12 protein-coding genes and 1 pseudogene are annotated in these 15,091 nt (G+C 59.6%); 6 read left to right on the plus strand and 7 right to left on the minus strand.

Going from position 1 to position 15,091, the window contains the following annotated elements; genetic code table 11:
- Positions 1–13: 13 nt before the first annotated feature.
- The 3 genes from JFT87_RS15515 to JFT87_RS15525 form a co-directional block, all read right to left on the minus strand.
- Positions 14–856, minus strand: coding sequence for an NAD-dependent protein deacetylase (locus tag JFT87_RS15515; protein WP_201202526.1), 843 nt, complete (start codon positions 854–856; stop codon positions 14–16).
- Positions 857–1,063: 207 nt separating this feature from the next.
- Positions 1,064–2,110, minus strand: a complete 1,047-nt coding sequence (locus tag JFT87_RS15520; protein WP_201202528.1) for a class I SAM-dependent methyltransferase — start codon at positions 2,108–2,110, stop codon at positions 1,064–1,066.
- A gap of 300 nt (positions 2,111–2,410) precedes the next feature.
- Positions 2,411–2,872, minus strand: coding sequence for a GNAT family N-acetyltransferase (locus JFT87_RS15525; protein ID WP_201202530.1), 462 nt, complete (start codon positions 2,870–2,872; stop codon positions 2,411–2,413).
- 226 nt (positions 2,873–3,098) lie between these two features.
- Between JFT87_RS15525 and JFT87_RS15530 the strand changes: the two genes are divergently transcribed.
- Complete coding sequence (locus tag JFT87_RS15530; RefSeq protein WP_201202532.1) at positions 3,099–3,911, plus strand: class I SAM-dependent methyltransferase; 813 nt, start codon at positions 3,099–3,101, stop codon at positions 3,909–3,911.
- Positions 3,912–4,038: 127 nt separating this feature from the next.
- On the opposite strand, the gene pcsA is transcribed toward JFT87_RS15530, so the two are convergent.
- Complete coding sequence (gene pcsA / locus JFT87_RS15535; RefSeq protein ID WP_201202534.1) at positions 4,039–4,761, minus strand: phosphatidylcholine synthase; 723 nt, start codon at positions 4,759–4,761, stop codon at positions 4,039–4,041.
- A 255-nt stretch (positions 4,762–5,016) separates the two neighbouring features.
- Between pcsA and JFT87_RS15540 the strand changes: the two genes are divergently transcribed.
- From JFT87_RS15540 to ligD, 4 genes and pseudogenes are all read left to right on the plus strand, one after another.
- Positions 5,017–5,784: a tellurite resistance TerB family protein gene (locus JFT87_RS15540; protein WP_201202536.1), complete on the plus strand. Its 768-nt coding sequence runs from the start codon at positions 5,017–5,019 to the stop codon at positions 5,782–5,784.
- A gap of 161 nt (positions 5,785–5,945) precedes the next feature.
- Positions 5,946–7,322 (plus strand): iron-containing redox enzyme family protein, encoded by a 1,377-nt coding sequence (locus JFT87_RS15545; RefSeq protein WP_201202538.1) that lies wholly within the window; start codon positions 5,946–5,948, stop codon positions 7,320–7,322.
- Between the two features lie 9 nt (positions 7,323–7,331).
- Entirely contained in the window at positions 7,332–8,285 is a 954-nt protein-coding gene (locus JFT87_RS15550) for a methyltransferase (RefSeq protein WP_201202540.1), read from the plus strand.
- Positions 8,286–8,303: 18 nt separating this feature from the next.
- A pseudogene (gene ligD / locus JFT87_RS15555) lies at positions 8,304–10,906 on the plus strand (DNA ligase D).
- Here the strand turns inward: ligD and JFT87_RS15560 are convergent.
- The 3 genes from JFT87_RS15560 to JFT87_RS15570 all read right to left on the minus strand — a co-directional run bounded on the left by JFT87_RS15560 (position 10,907) and on the right by JFT87_RS15570 (position 12,897).
- Positions 10,907–11,308 carry a hypothetical protein gene (locus JFT87_RS15560; RefSeq protein WP_201202542.1) on the minus strand — a complete coding sequence of 134 codons (402 nt, stop codon included), beginning with the start codon at positions 11,306–11,308 and terminating at the stop codon, positions 10,907–10,909.
- Positions 11,309–11,388: 80 nt separating this feature from the next.
- Positions 11,389–11,703 (minus strand): DUF2388 domain-containing protein, encoded by a 315-nt coding sequence (locus tag JFT87_RS15565; RefSeq protein ID WP_201202544.1) that lies wholly within the window; start codon positions 11,701–11,703, stop codon positions 11,389–11,391.
- A 762-nt stretch (positions 11,704–12,465) separates the two neighbouring features.
- A complete protein-coding gene (locus tag JFT87_RS15570) occupies positions 12,466–12,897 on the minus strand; it encodes a nuclear transport factor 2 family protein (RefSeq protein WP_201202546.1) in 432 nt (143 codons plus the stop codon).
- A 535-nt stretch (positions 12,898–13,432) separates the two neighbouring features.
- Between JFT87_RS15570 and mqo the strand changes: the two genes are divergently transcribed.
- Positions 13,433–15,079 carry a malate dehydrogenase (quinone) gene (gene mqo, locus JFT87_RS15575; protein WP_201202548.1) on the plus strand — a complete coding sequence of 549 codons (1,647 nt, stop codon included), beginning with the start codon at positions 13,433–13,435 and terminating at the stop codon, positions 15,077–15,079.
- Positions 15,080–15,091: the final 12 nt, after the last annotated feature.

Consider the following 15,091-nt stretch of genomic DNA (forward strand, 5'->3'; position numbering starts at 1 on the left):
GTTTCGTCAGTTTTTAAGTGGTCAGTCGTTGGGTCAGCAAGGGCAGGAGTTTTTCGCAGGACGCCTCGATTTTCATCTCCAAAATGTCATCCGCCCGGGTCTTGCCCAGGTTAATCGCAATCAACGGCTTGCCCTGATCCACCACCGCCCGACACAACCGAAACGCCGAATACGCCATCAACGACGACCCCACCACCAGCAACCCCGCCGCTTGCTCCACCGCCGCCATGGCCTTGGCCGCCGTCACCTGAGCGACGTTCTCGCCGAAAAACACCACGTCCGGCTTCATCCGCGCCTCGCCGCAATGCGGACAGTGTGGCACCTGAAACCGCGCTTCAAACGCCGGGTCGAGCAGGGTGTCGCCATCCGGCGCTTGCACCGCATCGACCCCGGCCAGGTACGGGTTTTGCGCTTCCATCAGCTGTTGAATCGCATCCCGCTCGCTGCGCTGGCCGCAGTCCAGGCACAGCACCCGGTGCAGGCTGCCGTGGAGTTCGATGACGTCATGACTGCCAGCCTGGTCGTGCAAGGTGTCGACGTTCTGGGTGATCAGCCCGCCGATCTGCCGCGAACTCTGCAAACTGGCCAGCGCCTCGTGGGCCGCGTTCGGGTTGGCCAGGCGCACTCGCGGCCAACCGAGCATTGCCCGTGCCCAATAGCGGCGCCGGGACTCGGGGGCGGCGAGGAACTCCTGATACATCATCGGTTGCCGGCCACGGCGCACGCCCTGGTTGTCACGGTAGTCCGGAATGCCCGACGAGGTGCTGATGCCGGCACCGGTCAGGACCAGAAAATTGCCATCGGCCATCGCTTGTTGCAGCGTATCGAGGTGTTCGAGGATCGGGCTGTCGAGCATGGTCAGCGCTCCTGGCAGAGAGAATGCCTTGCAGGTTAGCACCGACCCCTGTAGCGAGGGAGCTTGCTTGTGGCGAGGGGATTCATCCCCGATGGGTTGCGCAGCAGCCCCCGTTTTTCATACAGCAAGCGGGGCTGCTTCGCTACCCATCGAGGCGGTGCGAAGTTTCGCTAAACCCTCTCACCCCAGGGTTTCATAGCCACAGCTTTACTTGCGCGCCTCCAGAATCAGGTTGAACGGCGTTTCCGTGGCCCGGCGGAAATGCTTGAACCCGGCCTCGGTGAACACCTTGCGCAACCGCGCCTCGCCGGCCTGGGCGCCGAGCCCGAGGCCGACTTCCTGGGACAGTGAGTTCGGGGTGCAGATGAACGTTGAGGCCGCGTAGAACAGTCGACCAATCGGGTTGATGTTGTCGTCGAGGGTATCGTTGGCGTAGGGCTCCACGAGCAGCACCGTGCCGTTCGGTTTCAGCGAGTCAAAGGCGTGCCGTGCTGCACCCACCGGGTCGCCCATGTCATGCAGGCAATCGAAATAGCAGACCAGGTCATAGTCGGTGCCAGGGTAACTTTTGGCAGTGCCCTGGAAGAACCGCGCGCGTCCGGCCACACCACCTTCTTCGGCGCGCTGGGTGGCCACGGTGACGGAGGGCGCGTGGTAATCAAACCCGACGAACCGCGAATTAGGGAACGCCTGGGCCATGATCACGGTGGACGCGCCGTGGCCGCAGCCGACGTCCGCCACTTTGGCGCCATCTTCCAGCTTGGCGACCACGCCTTCCAGCGCCGGCAACCACTCGGCCACCAGGTGCGCCTTGTAGCCGGGACGGAAGAACCGTTCCGTGCCGCTGAACATGCACGGATGGTGCTCGCCCCACGGCAGGGCACCGTTGCCGCGCATGGCTTTGACCAGTTTGTCCTTGTCATGGAAAAACGACGCGACCACCCCGATACCGCCGGCGATGTACACCGGGGAGTCTTCGATCGCCAACGCCAGGGCTTGCTCTTCGGGTAGGCGGAACTGGCCGTCACGGTGTTCCATGTAGCCGGAGGCGGCGTGGGCACTGAGCCACTCGCGTAATAGGCGCGGGTTGCATCCGGTCTTGTCGGCGAGGGTTTCGGGGCTGATTGGCTGGCTGTCGGCCATGGCCCGATAGAGGCCGAGTTCTTCGCCGAGAATGACATTGGCCAGCATCGCCGCGCCGCCCATGTCGTTGACCAGTTTGCCCATGAATTGATCGAGTCTGAGTTCGTCCATGATGCTGCTCCTGTACTGGATCACGATCCAGAGGTCTTGCTGATCCCAGGCATTGCACCTCTGGGGTGCGATCGACGCGGGTTTGAGCGATGACTGCGTCCTGCTTTTCATCGTTCGGTTTTGCCCTTTTGTATCAGGCTAATCAATCAGTTTAGTTGCCCGAAGCGTTGATCTCCCGTTCAGGGTGCAGGGCCATCAGTCTACGAAGCAACGAGGGCGCTCGATACTGTCAGATATGACAGGTATGAATAGATGGTTTCTTATGTCCTTGCACGCTAAGCAGTGCTTTGCAATCAAGGCTCACAAGTCACGCACCATCAGCGTGTGTTCGTTGTCCCAGGCGTGAAACCGCTCCACGACCCTCCAGCCGCGTTTGGCGTAGTAGTCCTGTTTGTTCTGCGTATGCAGATACAGGTGCGCCAGACCATGGCTTTTCGCTTGCTGGCAAACCCCGTCGATCAAGCGCTCCGCCAGACCCTGGCCGCGAGCCTCGGGGCTGACAAATACACAGGCCAGCCAAGGGCCGAGATCGGGTCGATGCGCCAGATCCTCGCGGGCTAGCGCGGCACCGCCCAGCAGATGCCCATCGTTCAGAGCGATCAGGCACGGCCAATTGCCGTTGCTTTGGCCTTGGGCGAATTCCGCTTGCCACTCGGTCAGTGGCTGGTGCGCGTATTCGTAGTGAAACTGCCGATGAATCCATTCGGCGTAAGTGTCGCTGTGCTGCATGTGCTGCGCGAGCCAGTCGAGGTGCAAAGTCATTGGGAGAGTCCGTTCGGAAGGTGTTGCCGACATGAAAAATCATTCCCGGGCGACTGGCAATCCCGAGGGTGTTGCGGCGGCTTTACAAATTCCTGCCACTCATCGGCCAACACGCGGTTTTGCGGGCTTGGCGGACGATTGGCGAAGACGCAGGTCAGGCTCGGCGCGATAGTGGGCGAGCAGGGCGCTGTCGACCTGTTACCGATATGAAGCGGAGCTCGAAGCCATGAGTACCCCGATTGATCTGACGGCCCTGAAAGAACGCCAGAAAGTCGCCTGGGCCAGCGGCGATTACGCGGTGATTGGCACCACATTGCAAATTGTCGGTGAAAACCTCGCCGAAGCCTGCGACTTGCGCTGCGATGAAGAAGTGCTGGATGTCGCCGCCGGCAACGGCAATGCGACATTGGCGGCCGCGCGACGTGGTTGTCTGGTGATGTCCACCGACTACGTTGCGGCGCTGTTGGAGCGCGGGCAGGATCGGGCTCGGGCGGAGCATCTGGATGTCACATTCCAGGTCGCCGATGCCGAAGCGCTGCCGTTCGAAGACGATAGTTTTGACGCGGTGCTTTCGACTTTCGGTGTGATGTTTGCGCCGGATCAGGCGCAGGCGGCTGCCGAACTGGCGCGGGTCTGTCGGCGTGGTGGACGCATTGGTCTGGCCAACTGGACGCCGGAAGGCTTTGTCGGCCAGATGTTCAAGGTCCTCGGCCGACATCTGCCGCCTCCCGCCAGTGCCCAGCCACCCTCGAACTGGGGCATGGAAGCCTGGTTGCACAGCCATTTCGACGAGCGCGATTTTCTGCTGCAAGTCACCCGCCGCACCTTCAACTTTCGTTATCGCTCGGCAGCGCACTTCATCGACATTTTTCGGCATTGGTATGGGCCGGTGCACAAGGCGTTCGCGGCATTGCCGCCGGAAAGCGGTCGGGCCTTGGAAAGTGATCTGGCGGACTTGCTCAATCGCACGAATCGTGCGGGCGAGGGCTCGCTGGTAGTGCCGAGCGAGTATCTGGAGGTGGTGATTACCAAGCGCTGATCTGAATCTAGAATCAGTGGAGATCCCCTGTAGGAGTGAGCCTGCTCGCGAAAGCGGTTTTACATTCAGCATCGTTGTCGACTGGTCTTACGCTTTCGCGAGCAGGCTCACTCTTACAGAGAAAGCTTTATTTCGATGGTGATTTATCAAACCACTCCATTGCCGTGCGCCAGATGCAGATCCCCAGGAAGTACGCCGACATCAGCAGCCAAAGCCCCATCACCAGCGGGTTGATCACCGGGTGGTTGACCACCAGCGACAAACTACACAGCAACCAGATGGCGGTTACGGCGATGTTGATCGGCATGAACTTGCGCACCCGAAACGGGTGCAGGAATTTCATTCGGGTCACGGTCAGCAGCGCCAGGCCGATGACGGTGAGCAGCGTCACCCACGGAGACGGGGCGATGATGTACAGGCACAACGCGACGACGTTCCACGCGGCGGGGAAGCCCTGGAAGTAGTTGTCTTTGCTTTTCATGTTGACGTTGCAGAAGCAGAACAGCGACGAGACGAGTATCAGCGACACGGTCAGCAGCAGCGTGTAGTCAGGCAACGGGATGTAGCGGTAGATGAACAGCGCCGGGATGAACACGTAGGTCAGGTAGTCGATGACCAGGTCGAGGATCGAGCCGTCGAAACTCGGCAGCACTGATTGCACATTGACCTTGCGTGCCAGCGCCCCGTCGAGGCCGTCGACGATCAGCGCCACGCCCAGCCACAGCAGGCAATGGACCGGCTGGTTTTCCAGCAGCGCGAGGGTGGCCAGGAAGGCAGTGACCACGCCGGTCGCGGTAAAACCATGGGCGCCCCATGCTTTGAGCCTGGCGATGTGTAAGGTTGATATCACGGGGGCGTTCTCCAAAAAGTGAAGCAAGCCAGTCAGCACCCTTCTATTGGGGGCGTCGGCAAACCGGGTCGGGTTGCAGGTATCGACCGGGAATCCGGGGATAAGGTTCACCACCTTTAAATCTTAGCTGCCCGGCGAAAAAATCCCGGCCCGACTCGCCTTGGTCTCGAGTGTCGGCCAAACGGTGCTGGCGCAATGGCTGTTGGGGTCTATCGTTGCCAGACGCAGTCACTGCCTATGCTTGAGGATGACGTCATGAACACCAGCGATTTGCTCGAACAACTGCTGCGAGGCCAGGCCTCGGCGGGACAACAAAGTGGCGCTTCGGCCGGGGCAGGCCAGGGTGGGCTCGGTGGCTTGCTGGGCGGTTTGCTCGGTGGCGGCAGTCAGGCCAGTGGTGGTGCAACTTCGGGCGGTGGCCTGGGTGGATTGGGCGGTTTGCTCGGTGGTTTGCTGGGCGGTGGCAGCGCGGGTGGCCTCGGCGGTGTTTTGGGTGGCGCGCTTGGCGGCGGCAGCACGCAAAGCCGATCCGGTGGCACCAACTATGCGGCGCTGGCGTCGCTGGGGATGATGGCGTATCAGGCGTATCAAGCCTGGCAACGCAGTCAGGCCAGTGCGGCACCGCAACAGATCCCGCAAACCGCCAATCTGCTCGCAGGTCCGGACGTGGAGGAGCACAGCCACGGGGTATTGCGCGCATTGATAGCGGCGGCCAAGGCTGACGGTCGCATTGATGACTCGGAGCAACAGATGATCAGTTCGGAGATCGCCAAGCACACCGACGATCCCCAGCTTCAGCAATGGTTCGATGCCGAAGTCGCCAAGCCGCTGAATGCCGCTGAAGTCGCGCAGTCGGCCCACGGAGATCCGGCGGTGGCCGCCGAAATGTATCTGGCCAGCGTCATGCTGGTAAACGATCAGCAGGACGCCGAGCGCAATTATCTGGATGAATTGGCGGCGGCGTTGCGGATCGATCCCGATTTGCAGGTGCACCTGGAGCAGCAGGCCAAAGGTCAGGCCTGAGGCAACGTCAAAAGATCGCAGCCTGCGGCAGCTCCTACGGGGCTTTATTCGCCGTTTGTCCGGGTAATTTTCACGTCGATTGAATTTTTCGCAGGCGCAGCCCCTCTGCTGCTGTAGAGGCGTGTGAATCAGCGTCCTGCCAATCGACCGAGACCATTGCCATGACTGTCCTGACAACCCTGCAATCTTCCCCCGCACATCCGCAGCCGGTGATGCCTGAAGGAAACCTGCGCGGCCTTCATCAAACCTTTTTGCTCGAGGAGAATGCTTACGCGCTGGCGCAGAGTTTTCTGCAAGAACAACTGCAACACGCCGCGCAGTTAACGGAGCAACTGCCCGCAGACCCCTCGACCTGGCATGCCTGGATGGCTGATCACTGCGCCGAGGTGGCCCGGCAATACGCCGACTATTTGCAGCAACGCAAGGCCGGTGGGCCACGACAATTTTTCACAAACAAGGCGCATGCGCTGTACTTCCTGCAAGCAGTCGCACCGACCAAACTGGTAGACGGCGCCTGGCTCTTCGGATTGTTGCCGCAATGGCGTGATCCGCGTTTCAGCGGTTTGCTGTGTACCTATCTGGAAGAGTTGGGCGAAGGCAATCCAGCGCAGAACCATGTGTTGATCTATCGCAAGTTGCTCGCCGAGCACGACCTTGAACACAGCAGCGTCATCCCCGATGAGCGTTATCTACAGGGCACGCTGCAACTGGCGCTCGGCGTATGCGGGGCAGAATTTTTGCCGGAGGTGATCGGCTACAACCTCGGTTACGAGCAACTGCCGCTGCACCTGCTGATCAGCAGTTACGAGCTCAGTGAACTGGGTATCGATCCGTACTACTTCACGCTGCACGTGACCATCGACAACGCCAGCACCGGCCATGCGCAGAAAGCCGTGCAGGCAGCGCTCGATCTTTTGCCGCTGGAGGCTGATCGCGCTGAATTTTTGCGTCGGGTATCGCTGGGATATCGCCTCAATGACCTGGGGCAGGGCAGCCGCGCGATCATCGAGGGCTTTGATCTTGAGCGCGAGTTACTGGCGATGCTTGAGCGCAAGTGCCCATTCGCTCAGCACATGCATTCCGACTACTGCCGGTTCGACGGGCGTACCGTCAATCAATGGTTGGCCGAGCCGCAGCATTTGCCCGGTTTCCTTCAGGCGTTGCAAGACAAGGGCTGGATCAAACGCCACGAAGACCCGCAAGCCAGCCGCTTCTGGCAATTGATCGACGGCGACGGTGCAGCGATGTTCGGTGTGTTTGGCGCCTACGAAAAACAACTGGTGCACGACTGGATTGCCGGTGACTGGACGCCCGCCAGCAAACCCGGCGTCAGCCGTCGTCGTGCGCAGGGCAAGCCGCCTATCGAGGTGCCGGAACAGGATCCCGACGTTCAGCAACTCAACGCCGCGCTGCAAGGGCAGGACGGACACGCGCAAATGGCCGTTCTCATGCCTTGGCTGGCACCGGCGCGGCATGCACATCCGGCCGGGCTGCTCGCCACCCGCCGTTTCATCGAATTGAAATCCAGCCTGGGTTAAGGAATCTCAATGAATCAGGAAGAACAGCTGTCCACCAATGACCTTGCGCTGCTGCAACTGGGGCGGCGCTTGCAGGCCGACGGGTATCGTTTCATCACGCCAACGCCGCTGACGCATCAACGGGTCAACCAGCGTGACGAAGGGCAGGCCGTCGACAGCCTGCGTGACGTTTTCGGTTGGTCGCGTGCGTTCGAGCCGGGGTTGTTGTCTGCCGATGAGCAACGGCAATTGCAGGAGGCGCAGATCATTGATGCGTACGACGGTCGTTTTAAAAGTCGCGTGCGTTGGTCGAGCCTCGACGATTTGCTGTTCGTGCATTCAGCGTTCCCCACCGATGCTGCCGATGCGGTGTTTTTCGGCCCGGACACCTACCGTTTCGCGCAACTGATTCACGCGCATTTGCAGCAGAATTTCGCGCCGATCAAGCGTGCAGTCGATATCGGCTGCGGTGCTGGCGTCGGCGCGATTGTCATCGGCCGCGCTCGCCGCGAAGCCCAAGTGCTGGCGCTGGACATCAATCCCGCCGCACTGCGTCTGACCGCGATCAATGCGGCGCTGGCGGAGGTCGCCAACGTCGAAACGCGGCACAGTGATGTGCTTCAGGGCGTTGACGGCGAGTTCGATCTGATCGTCGCCAACCCGCCTTATATGGCGGATCCGGCGGCGCGCGCTTATCGACATGGTGGCGGCACGCTGGGAGCGGGGCTGTCGTTGCGTATCGTCGAACAGGCACTCAATCGGCTGGCGCCCGGTGGCTCACTGTTGCTTTACACCGGCGTGGCCATGGTCGATGGCCGTGATCCGTTTCTCGATACGGTGTTGCCGCGACTCGATCAACAGCGCTTCGGCTGGACTTATCGCGAACTTGACCCCGACGTTTTCGGCGAAGAACTGCTCAACCCCGGTTATCAACGCGTCGACCGGATCGCCGTGGTGGCGCTGACCGTGACGCGAATAGGCTGAAAAAAGGCAGGTGTGCCCATGACCAGGAACCTCGACGACTACAACCGCATGCGCGACTTTTCGGCGACATCTGAACCGGCGGCGGTCAAGCGTGCCGGCAGTAAAAAGGCGCCTGATCATGCTCTGCAGTTCTGCATCCAGAAGCACGACGCTTCGCACCTGCATTACGACTTTCGCCTGGAACTCGATGGCGCACTGAAGAGTTGGGCGGTGCCGAAAGGGCCGTCGCTCGACCCCAAGATCAAACGTCTGGCGGTGCATGTCGAAGACCATCCGCTGGATTACGCGACGTTCGAGGGCAGCATTCCCGAGGGGCATTACGGTGCCGGCGATGTGATTGTCTGGGATCGCGGCGTGTGGATTCCGCTCGAAGATCCGCAAAAGGCCTATGCCAAGGGCAAGCTCAAATTCGAACTGCAAGGCGAAAAACTCGGCGGAATCTGGAATCTGGTGCGCACGCACATGCCAGGAAAGAAGGAAAACTGGTTTCTGATCAAACATCAGGACAACGCGGCGCGGCCGCAGGATGACTATGACGTGCTGGTGGCCGAACCCGACAGTGTGTTGAGCGAACGCACGATTGTCGGCACGCCGAAACTGGCCGCCGAGCAAAGCAAGCCGGCCAAAAAACCGCAACCAAACCGCGCAAGCAAGCGGCCGGCAAACTCACCGGCGCGCACAAGGCCAAGCTGCCGACGCAGCTCAAGCCAGAACTGGCGACGCTGGTCGACAGTGCGCCCGAAGGGCAATGGAGTTACGAAATCAAGTTTGACGGCTACCGGATCATGGCGCGCATCGATCATGAGCAGGTGCAACTGTTCACCCGCAACGGCCATGACTGGACGCACAAACTGCCGCAACAGGCCGAAGCACTGGCCGCATTGGGCCTCGAATCAGCCTGGCTGGACGGTGAAATGGTGGTCGCCAACGAGCATGGCGTGCCGGACTTTCAGGCGCTGCAAAACGCTTTCGAAGCCGGACGCAGCGGCAATATCCTCTACTACCTGTTTGATCTGCCGTATCTCAACGGCGTCGACCTGCGTGAGGTGCCGGTCGAGGAGCGACGCGCAGCATTGTCGACGGTTCTGGGGACGCAAAAGAACCCGTTGTTGCGGTTCTCCGAAGCCTTCGACGAAACCCCCGATGCGCTGCTCAACAGCGCTTGCCAGATGCAAATGGAAGGCCTGATCGGCAAACGCCTCGGCTCACCTTATGTGTCCCGGCGCAGCGGCGACTGGATCAAGCTCAAGTGCAAACACCGGCAGGAATTCGTGGTCGTCGGCTACACCGACCCAAAAGGCTCGCGCAGTGCCTTCGGCGCCTTGCTGTTAGGCCTGCATGACCGTGACAGTGGCGAGTTGCGCTACGCCGGCAAGGTCGGCACCGGGTTCAACGAGACAACGCTGAAAAGCATCCTCGAGCAATTGAAACCGTTGCAGACGAAGAAAGCGGCGGTCGTCAATCCGCCCTCAGGATTTGAGGCCAAAGGCGTGCACTGGCTCAAGCCGAAACTGCTGGCAGAAGTCGCCTTTGCCGAAATGACCAAGGACGGGTCAGTGCGTCACGCCGTATTCCATGGATTGCGCGACGATAAACCGGCCAAGGACATCACCGAGGAGCGAGCAAAGCCTGTGAAGACTCCCGAAACCAAAACGGCGGCAAAGAAGCCAGCGAAGACACCGGCGAAAAAAGCCTCGGCGAGTACGGCTGAAACCGCGCCGTCACAACTGGGTCTCGCCAGCGGCAAGGTCCGCATCACCCACCCGGATCGGGTGATCGACGCCGTCAGCGGTACTACCAAAATGCAACTGGCTGAGTATTACGCCAGCGTTGCCGAATGGATAATGCCGCAGCTCAAAGATCGTCCTGTTGCGCTGGTGCGCGCGCCGGATGGCATTGCCGGTGAGTTGTTCTTCCAGAAGAACGCTGAGCGTCTGGCAATCCCGGGCATCACCACGCTGGATAAGGACCTCACCGGTCAACCGGTCATGCTCGTCAACGACGCCGAAGCGTTGATCGGCGCGGTGCAGATGAGCACGGTCGAACTGCACACATGGAACGCCACCACCACGGATCTCGACAAACCCGACCGCTTCGTCCTCGATCTCGACCCAGACCCGGCGCTGCCGTGGAAAAGCATGGTCGAGGCCACCGCGCTGACATTGACCGTGCTCGATGAGCTAGGGCTCAAGGCTTTTCTGAAAACCAGCGGCGGCAAGGGCATTCACCTGGTGGTGCCGTTGACCCGCAAACTTGGCTGGGATGAGGTCAAAGACTTCAGCCACGCGATCGTCAGCCATATGGCCAAGCTGTTGCCGGATCGTTTTTCTGCGGTGTCCGGGCCGAAAAATCGCGTCGGGCGGATCTTCATCGACTACCTGCGCAATGGTCTGGGTGCCACCACCATTTGTGCCTATTCAGCGCGCACACGCGAAGGTTTGCCGGTTTCCGTGCCGCTGTTTCGCGAGGAAGTTGCCGATATCAAGGGCGGCAATCAGTGGAACGTGCACAACGTCCACGAACGATTGGCCGAGGTTGGCGACGAGCCGTGGGCTGATATGAAGAAAACCCGCCAGAGCATCACCGCAGAGATGCGCAAGCGGGTCGGCATGAAAAAGTGATCAGGCGTCGCGCAGCAAGTCGTGGGCGTTAAGCAGTTCGAAAGCGATTTCCGGGCTGTTGTTCAGTCCTCGGCGAATCGCGGTCGGAATCGATTTGCGCGTCTTGCGGCACAGCCCTGGAAGCTCGGCGATTTCGATTTCGATCCCGAGCATCGTGCGTACTTCATGAAAGCCCGGCGAGACCTCTACACGAATCCCCAACTGCTCGAACATACGTTTTTGCAGATGCCTGAGGTCGTCGAGGTCTTTGATTTTTTCCAGGCGCGCGAGAAGGACTTTTTCTTCCTCGCGGGTTAGACGCAGGATGCGCACATCCGCGCCGGGATTTTCCAGCAACGGATCGCGCCCGCAATCGCAGGCGCCGGGCGGGCAGGGTGAGCGCAAGCGCGCAATCGTCGTCATGGCCTCCATCATAGAGGCCGGCGGACGGTTTTGCCTATGCGCCATCAGCGGCCGTCCATCGGCCGCTGCATCCGTGGCGGCTACTGATTCAGGCCTTCGTAATGCACCAGAATCGCGTTCGCGAGGTCTTCATCGCTGGCGTTCAATCCAGGATTTTCCTGACGAACCTGTTGCAGCACCGACTCAAGATAAACCCCACGAATGGCCCCGCCACTGGCGACAAATGCAGACAAGTCGTCACGAGCCGGAATCACCATTTTGTGATCCTTGAAGGTCGAGTACAGCGACGCGGAGACACCCGCCGAGGTGGCGACATCACCCGCATCGACGCGGGCCAGCGCCGAGCCGACCGGCAGGCATAAGAGTAAAGAAGAAATGAGCACTAACTTGCGCATGACGGTGTTCCTCCACAAGCGCGAAGCAAAAAGGAAGGACTGCATAATGTGAGAGGGGCGCGGTGAGCGGGAGTTCCGTGCGGTTGAGAACTGAGTAGGGCGCGGGGATTGGATTGGTTTTTGAAGCCGTCTTCGCGAGCAAGCTCAGCTCCTACAGTGGCTAGGGGTAAGGCGATGCTCTGAACATCCCGCAACTTTGTAGGAGCTGAGCTTGCTCGCGAAAGCGTCGGTTCAGACGATGCAGATGCTGCCTGTGCCGACGTCTTCGCGAGCAAGCTTTGCTCCTACAGTGGCTCGGGGTAACGCGATGCTCTAAACATCCCACAACTTTGTAGGAGCTGAGCTTGCTCGCGAAAGCGTCGGTTCAGACGATGCAGATGCTGCCTGTGCCGACGTCTTCGCGAGCGAGCTTTGCTCCTACAGTGGCTCGGGGTAACGCGATGCTCTGAACATCCCGCAACTTTGTAGGAGCTGAGCTTGCTCGCGAAAGCGTCGGTTCAGACGATGCAGATGCTGCCTGTGCCTAGGGGTAACCGCGATGCTCTGAACATCCCGCAACTTTGTAGGAGCTGAGCTTGCTCGCGAAAGCGTCGGTTCAGACGATTCAGATGCTGCCTGTGCCGCCGTCTTCGCGAGCAAGCTTTGCTTCTACAGTGGCTCGGGTAACGCGATGCTCTGAACATCCCGCAACTTTGTAGGAGCTGAGCTTGCTCGCGAAGAGGCCGGGCCGGCCAATATCCATTCAGACCTGGTTCACCTCAATCAGAATTTGAAAGCCTGACGCCCAACCAACAACCATTTCCCATGTTGTTTCTGCCAAATCTGCAGGTTCTCGATCTCGGTCGGCACCACTTCAGTACCGTTGAGCGCCTGTGCCGAGAAGTGGTTGCGGACCAGCGCCGTATCACCCGACAGGGTAATGGTCTGGTTCTGCATCTCTAATGTCTTGAACGCGCTTTTGCCCGTTTCGATATCGGCAATGAAGGCTTTCTTGTCCTGGATTTTGCCGCTGGAATGCCCATAGCTCAGGTTGGCCGCTGTCAGTGCTTCAAGACCGGGAATGTCTTTGTGCAGCATGGCTTGGGTCAGATGGTCCACGGCTTGCGCCACGTCTTTGTCCGCAGCAGCCGGGGCGGCGGCGACATAGCCGCTGAAGAGACAGAGAAAACCGATCAAAAGACGGGAATAAGTCATGTTGTTTCCTTGTTGTTATGAGAGTTGATGACTGATCAATTCAAAATGTTAATTCATCAGTCATCGTACAACGTAGCAGATTGTTGGCCGATACGGCAGGGCTCCGCGTCTGGTTCTCCCGCGCAACTGCAGGGGCAGTCGAAAGGCTCCAGTCAATGCCATTGCCGAGAGTCATGTTCGGCGGGCATCGGCCGATAAGTCCCTGAGCGGAAAAAGACTCTCAAGTCGGGAACAGACGCGCGGGTTTGCCGTGTCGTGATATTCTGCCCGCCAACTTGCTTTGACCTATTCAGTTCGTTCGCCCTAGCGGCGTGCAAACAGGATCAATGTCGCTCAAGTAGCTGAAGCCAATAATGATAAAAAGTCAGTTCAGTAGGGACATATAAACTGAGGTCGATGGAACCGTCGGCCTTGTGTGCCCACCCTCCAATCCTGATGTGCGGGAACCCACGACATGCTGCCTGCGTGCCGTGAATCAGGGGCCTTCGCGTGTGAGGATGGAAGGGCGGATGGCGTTTTATCATAGGTGCAACAGATGCTTAAAAAACTGAACACGGCCCTATTGGGGCTGGCTTTGTCGATGGGGATCACGTCCGTTCACGCGGAAGAGGCAAAGAAAGTCGATGTGCTGCTTATTGGCGGCGGCATCATGAGCGCGACTCTGGGTGTGTGGCTCAATGAGTTGCAACCGGACTGGTCGATGGAAATGGTCGAGCGCCTCGACGGCGTCGCCCTGGAAAGCTCCAACGGCTGGAACAACGCCGGTACCGGTCACTCCGCCCTGGCAGAGCTGAACTACACCCCGGAAGACGAGAACGGTAAAGTCCAGATCCCGAAAGCCGTTGAAATCAATGAAGCCTTCCAGATCTCCCGTCAGTTCTGGTCGTGGCAGGTTCAACAAGGCGTTCTGAAGAACCCGCGTTCGTTCATCAACTCCACTCCGCACATGAGCTTTGTGTGGGGCGATGACAACATCAAGTTCCTGAAAAAACGCTACGAAGCCCTGCAAGCGAGCCCGCTGTTCGCCGGCATGCAGTACTCCGAAGACCCGGCTGTGATCAAGAAGTGGGTTCCGCTGATGATGGAAGGGCGTGACCCGAACCAGAAAATCGCGGCTACCTGGACTCCGATCGGCACCGACGTCAACTTCGGCGAAATCACCCGCCAGTTCGTTGCGCACCTGCAAACCACGCCTAAGTTCGACTTGAAACTGTCCAGCGAAGTACAGGACATCACCAAGAACGCCGACGGCACCTGGCGCGTCAGCTACAAAAACCTGAAAGACGGCACCACCACCGAAACCGACGCCAAGTTCCTGTTCATCGGCGCGGGCGGCGGTGCACTGCACCTGCTGCAGAAGTCCGGCATTCCTGAAGCCAAGGAATACGCAGGCTTCCCGGTTGGCGGCTCGTTCCTCGTGACCGACAACCCAACTATCGCCGAACAACACCTGGCCAAGGCCTACGGCAAAGCCTCCGTTGGCGCACCGCCTATGTCCGTTCCGCACTTGGACACCCGTGTCCTGGACGGCAAGCGCGTCATCCTGTTTGGCCCATTCGCGACCTTCAGCACCAAGTTCCTGAAAGAAGGCTCGTACCTGGACCTGCTGACCAGCACCACCACCCACAACATCTGGCCGATGACCAAAGTCGGCATCAAGGAATACCCACTGGTTGAGTACCTTGCTGGCCAACTCATGCTGTCCGACGAAGACCGCATGAACGCCCTGAAAGAATACTTCCCGAACGCCAAAGCCGAAGACTGGCGCCTGTGGCAAGCCGGCCAACGCGTGCAAATCATCAAGCGTGATGAAGCGGCCGGTGGCGTGCTGAAACTGGGTACTGAAATTGTTACCTCCGCTGACGGCACCATCGCCGGTCTGCTGGGCGCTTCCCCAGGCGCATCGACCGCTGCACCGATCATGCTGACCGTGCTGCAAAAGGTCTTCAAGGATCAGGTTGCAACGCCGGCCTGGCAGGAAAAACTGCACCAGATCGTGCCGAGCTATGGCACTCAGTTGAATGGCAACCCAGCCAAAGTGGCTGAAGAGTGGGCCTACACGGCTAAAATCCTCGAACTGCCGACGCCTCCAGTGATCGGTCAGGTAGCTGCTCCGGCTGCACCTGCTGCTGAAAAAGCAGAAGCCCCGAAGGAAAACGCTGCAAGTGATATGGCTCTGTAACTAGAAGCCTTA

Source organism: Pseudomonas sp. TH15 (genome assembly GCF_016651105.1).
Lineage (GTDB): Bacteria > Pseudomonadota > Gammaproteobacteria > Pseudomonadales > Pseudomonadaceae > Aquipseudomonas.

Excerpts from the sequence above, each read along its gene's own strand:
- JFT87_RS15515 (WP_201202526.1), bottom strand. The coding sequence starts at position 856 with ATGCTCGACAGCCCGATCCTCGAACACCTCGATACGCTGCAACAAGCG.
- JFT87_RS15520 (WP_201202528.1), bottom strand. The coding sequence starts at position 2,110 with ATGGACGAACTCAGACTCGATCAATTCATGGGCAAACTGGTCAACGAC.
- JFT87_RS15525 (WP_201202530.1), bottom strand. The coding sequence starts at position 2,872 with ATGACTTTGCACCTCGACTGGCTCGCGCAGCACATGCAGCACAGCGAC.
- JFT87_RS15530 (WP_201202532.1), top strand. The coding sequence starts at position 3,099 with ATGAGTACCCCGATTGATCTGACGGCCCTGAAAGAACGCCAGAAAGTC.
- JFT87_RS15540 (WP_201202536.1), top strand. The coding sequence starts at position 5,017 with ATGAACACCAGCGATTTGCTCGAACAACTGCTGCGAGGCCAGGCCTCG.
- JFT87_RS15545 (WP_201202538.1), top strand. The coding sequence starts at position 5,946 with ATGACTGTCCTGACAACCCTGCAATCTTCCCCCGCACATCCGCAGCCG.
- JFT87_RS15550 (WP_201202540.1), top strand. The coding sequence starts at position 7,332 with ATGAATCAGGAAGAACAGCTGTCCACCAATGACCTTGCGCTGCTGCAA.
- JFT87_RS15560 (WP_201202542.1), bottom strand. The coding sequence starts at position 11,308 with ATGACGACGATTGCGCGCTTGCGCTCACCCTGCCCGCCCGGCGCCTGC.
- JFT87_RS15565 (WP_201202544.1), bottom strand. The coding sequence starts at position 11,703 with ATGCGCAAGTTAGTGCTCATTTCTTCTTTACTCTTATGCCTGCCGGTC.
- JFT87_RS15570 (WP_201202546.1), bottom strand. The coding sequence starts at position 12,897 with ATGACTTATTCCCGTCTTTTGATCGGTTTTCTCTGTCTCTTCAGCGGC.
- mqo (WP_201202548.1), top strand. The coding sequence starts at position 13,433 with ATGCTTAAAAAACTGAACACGGCCCTATTGGGGCTGGCTTTGTCGATG.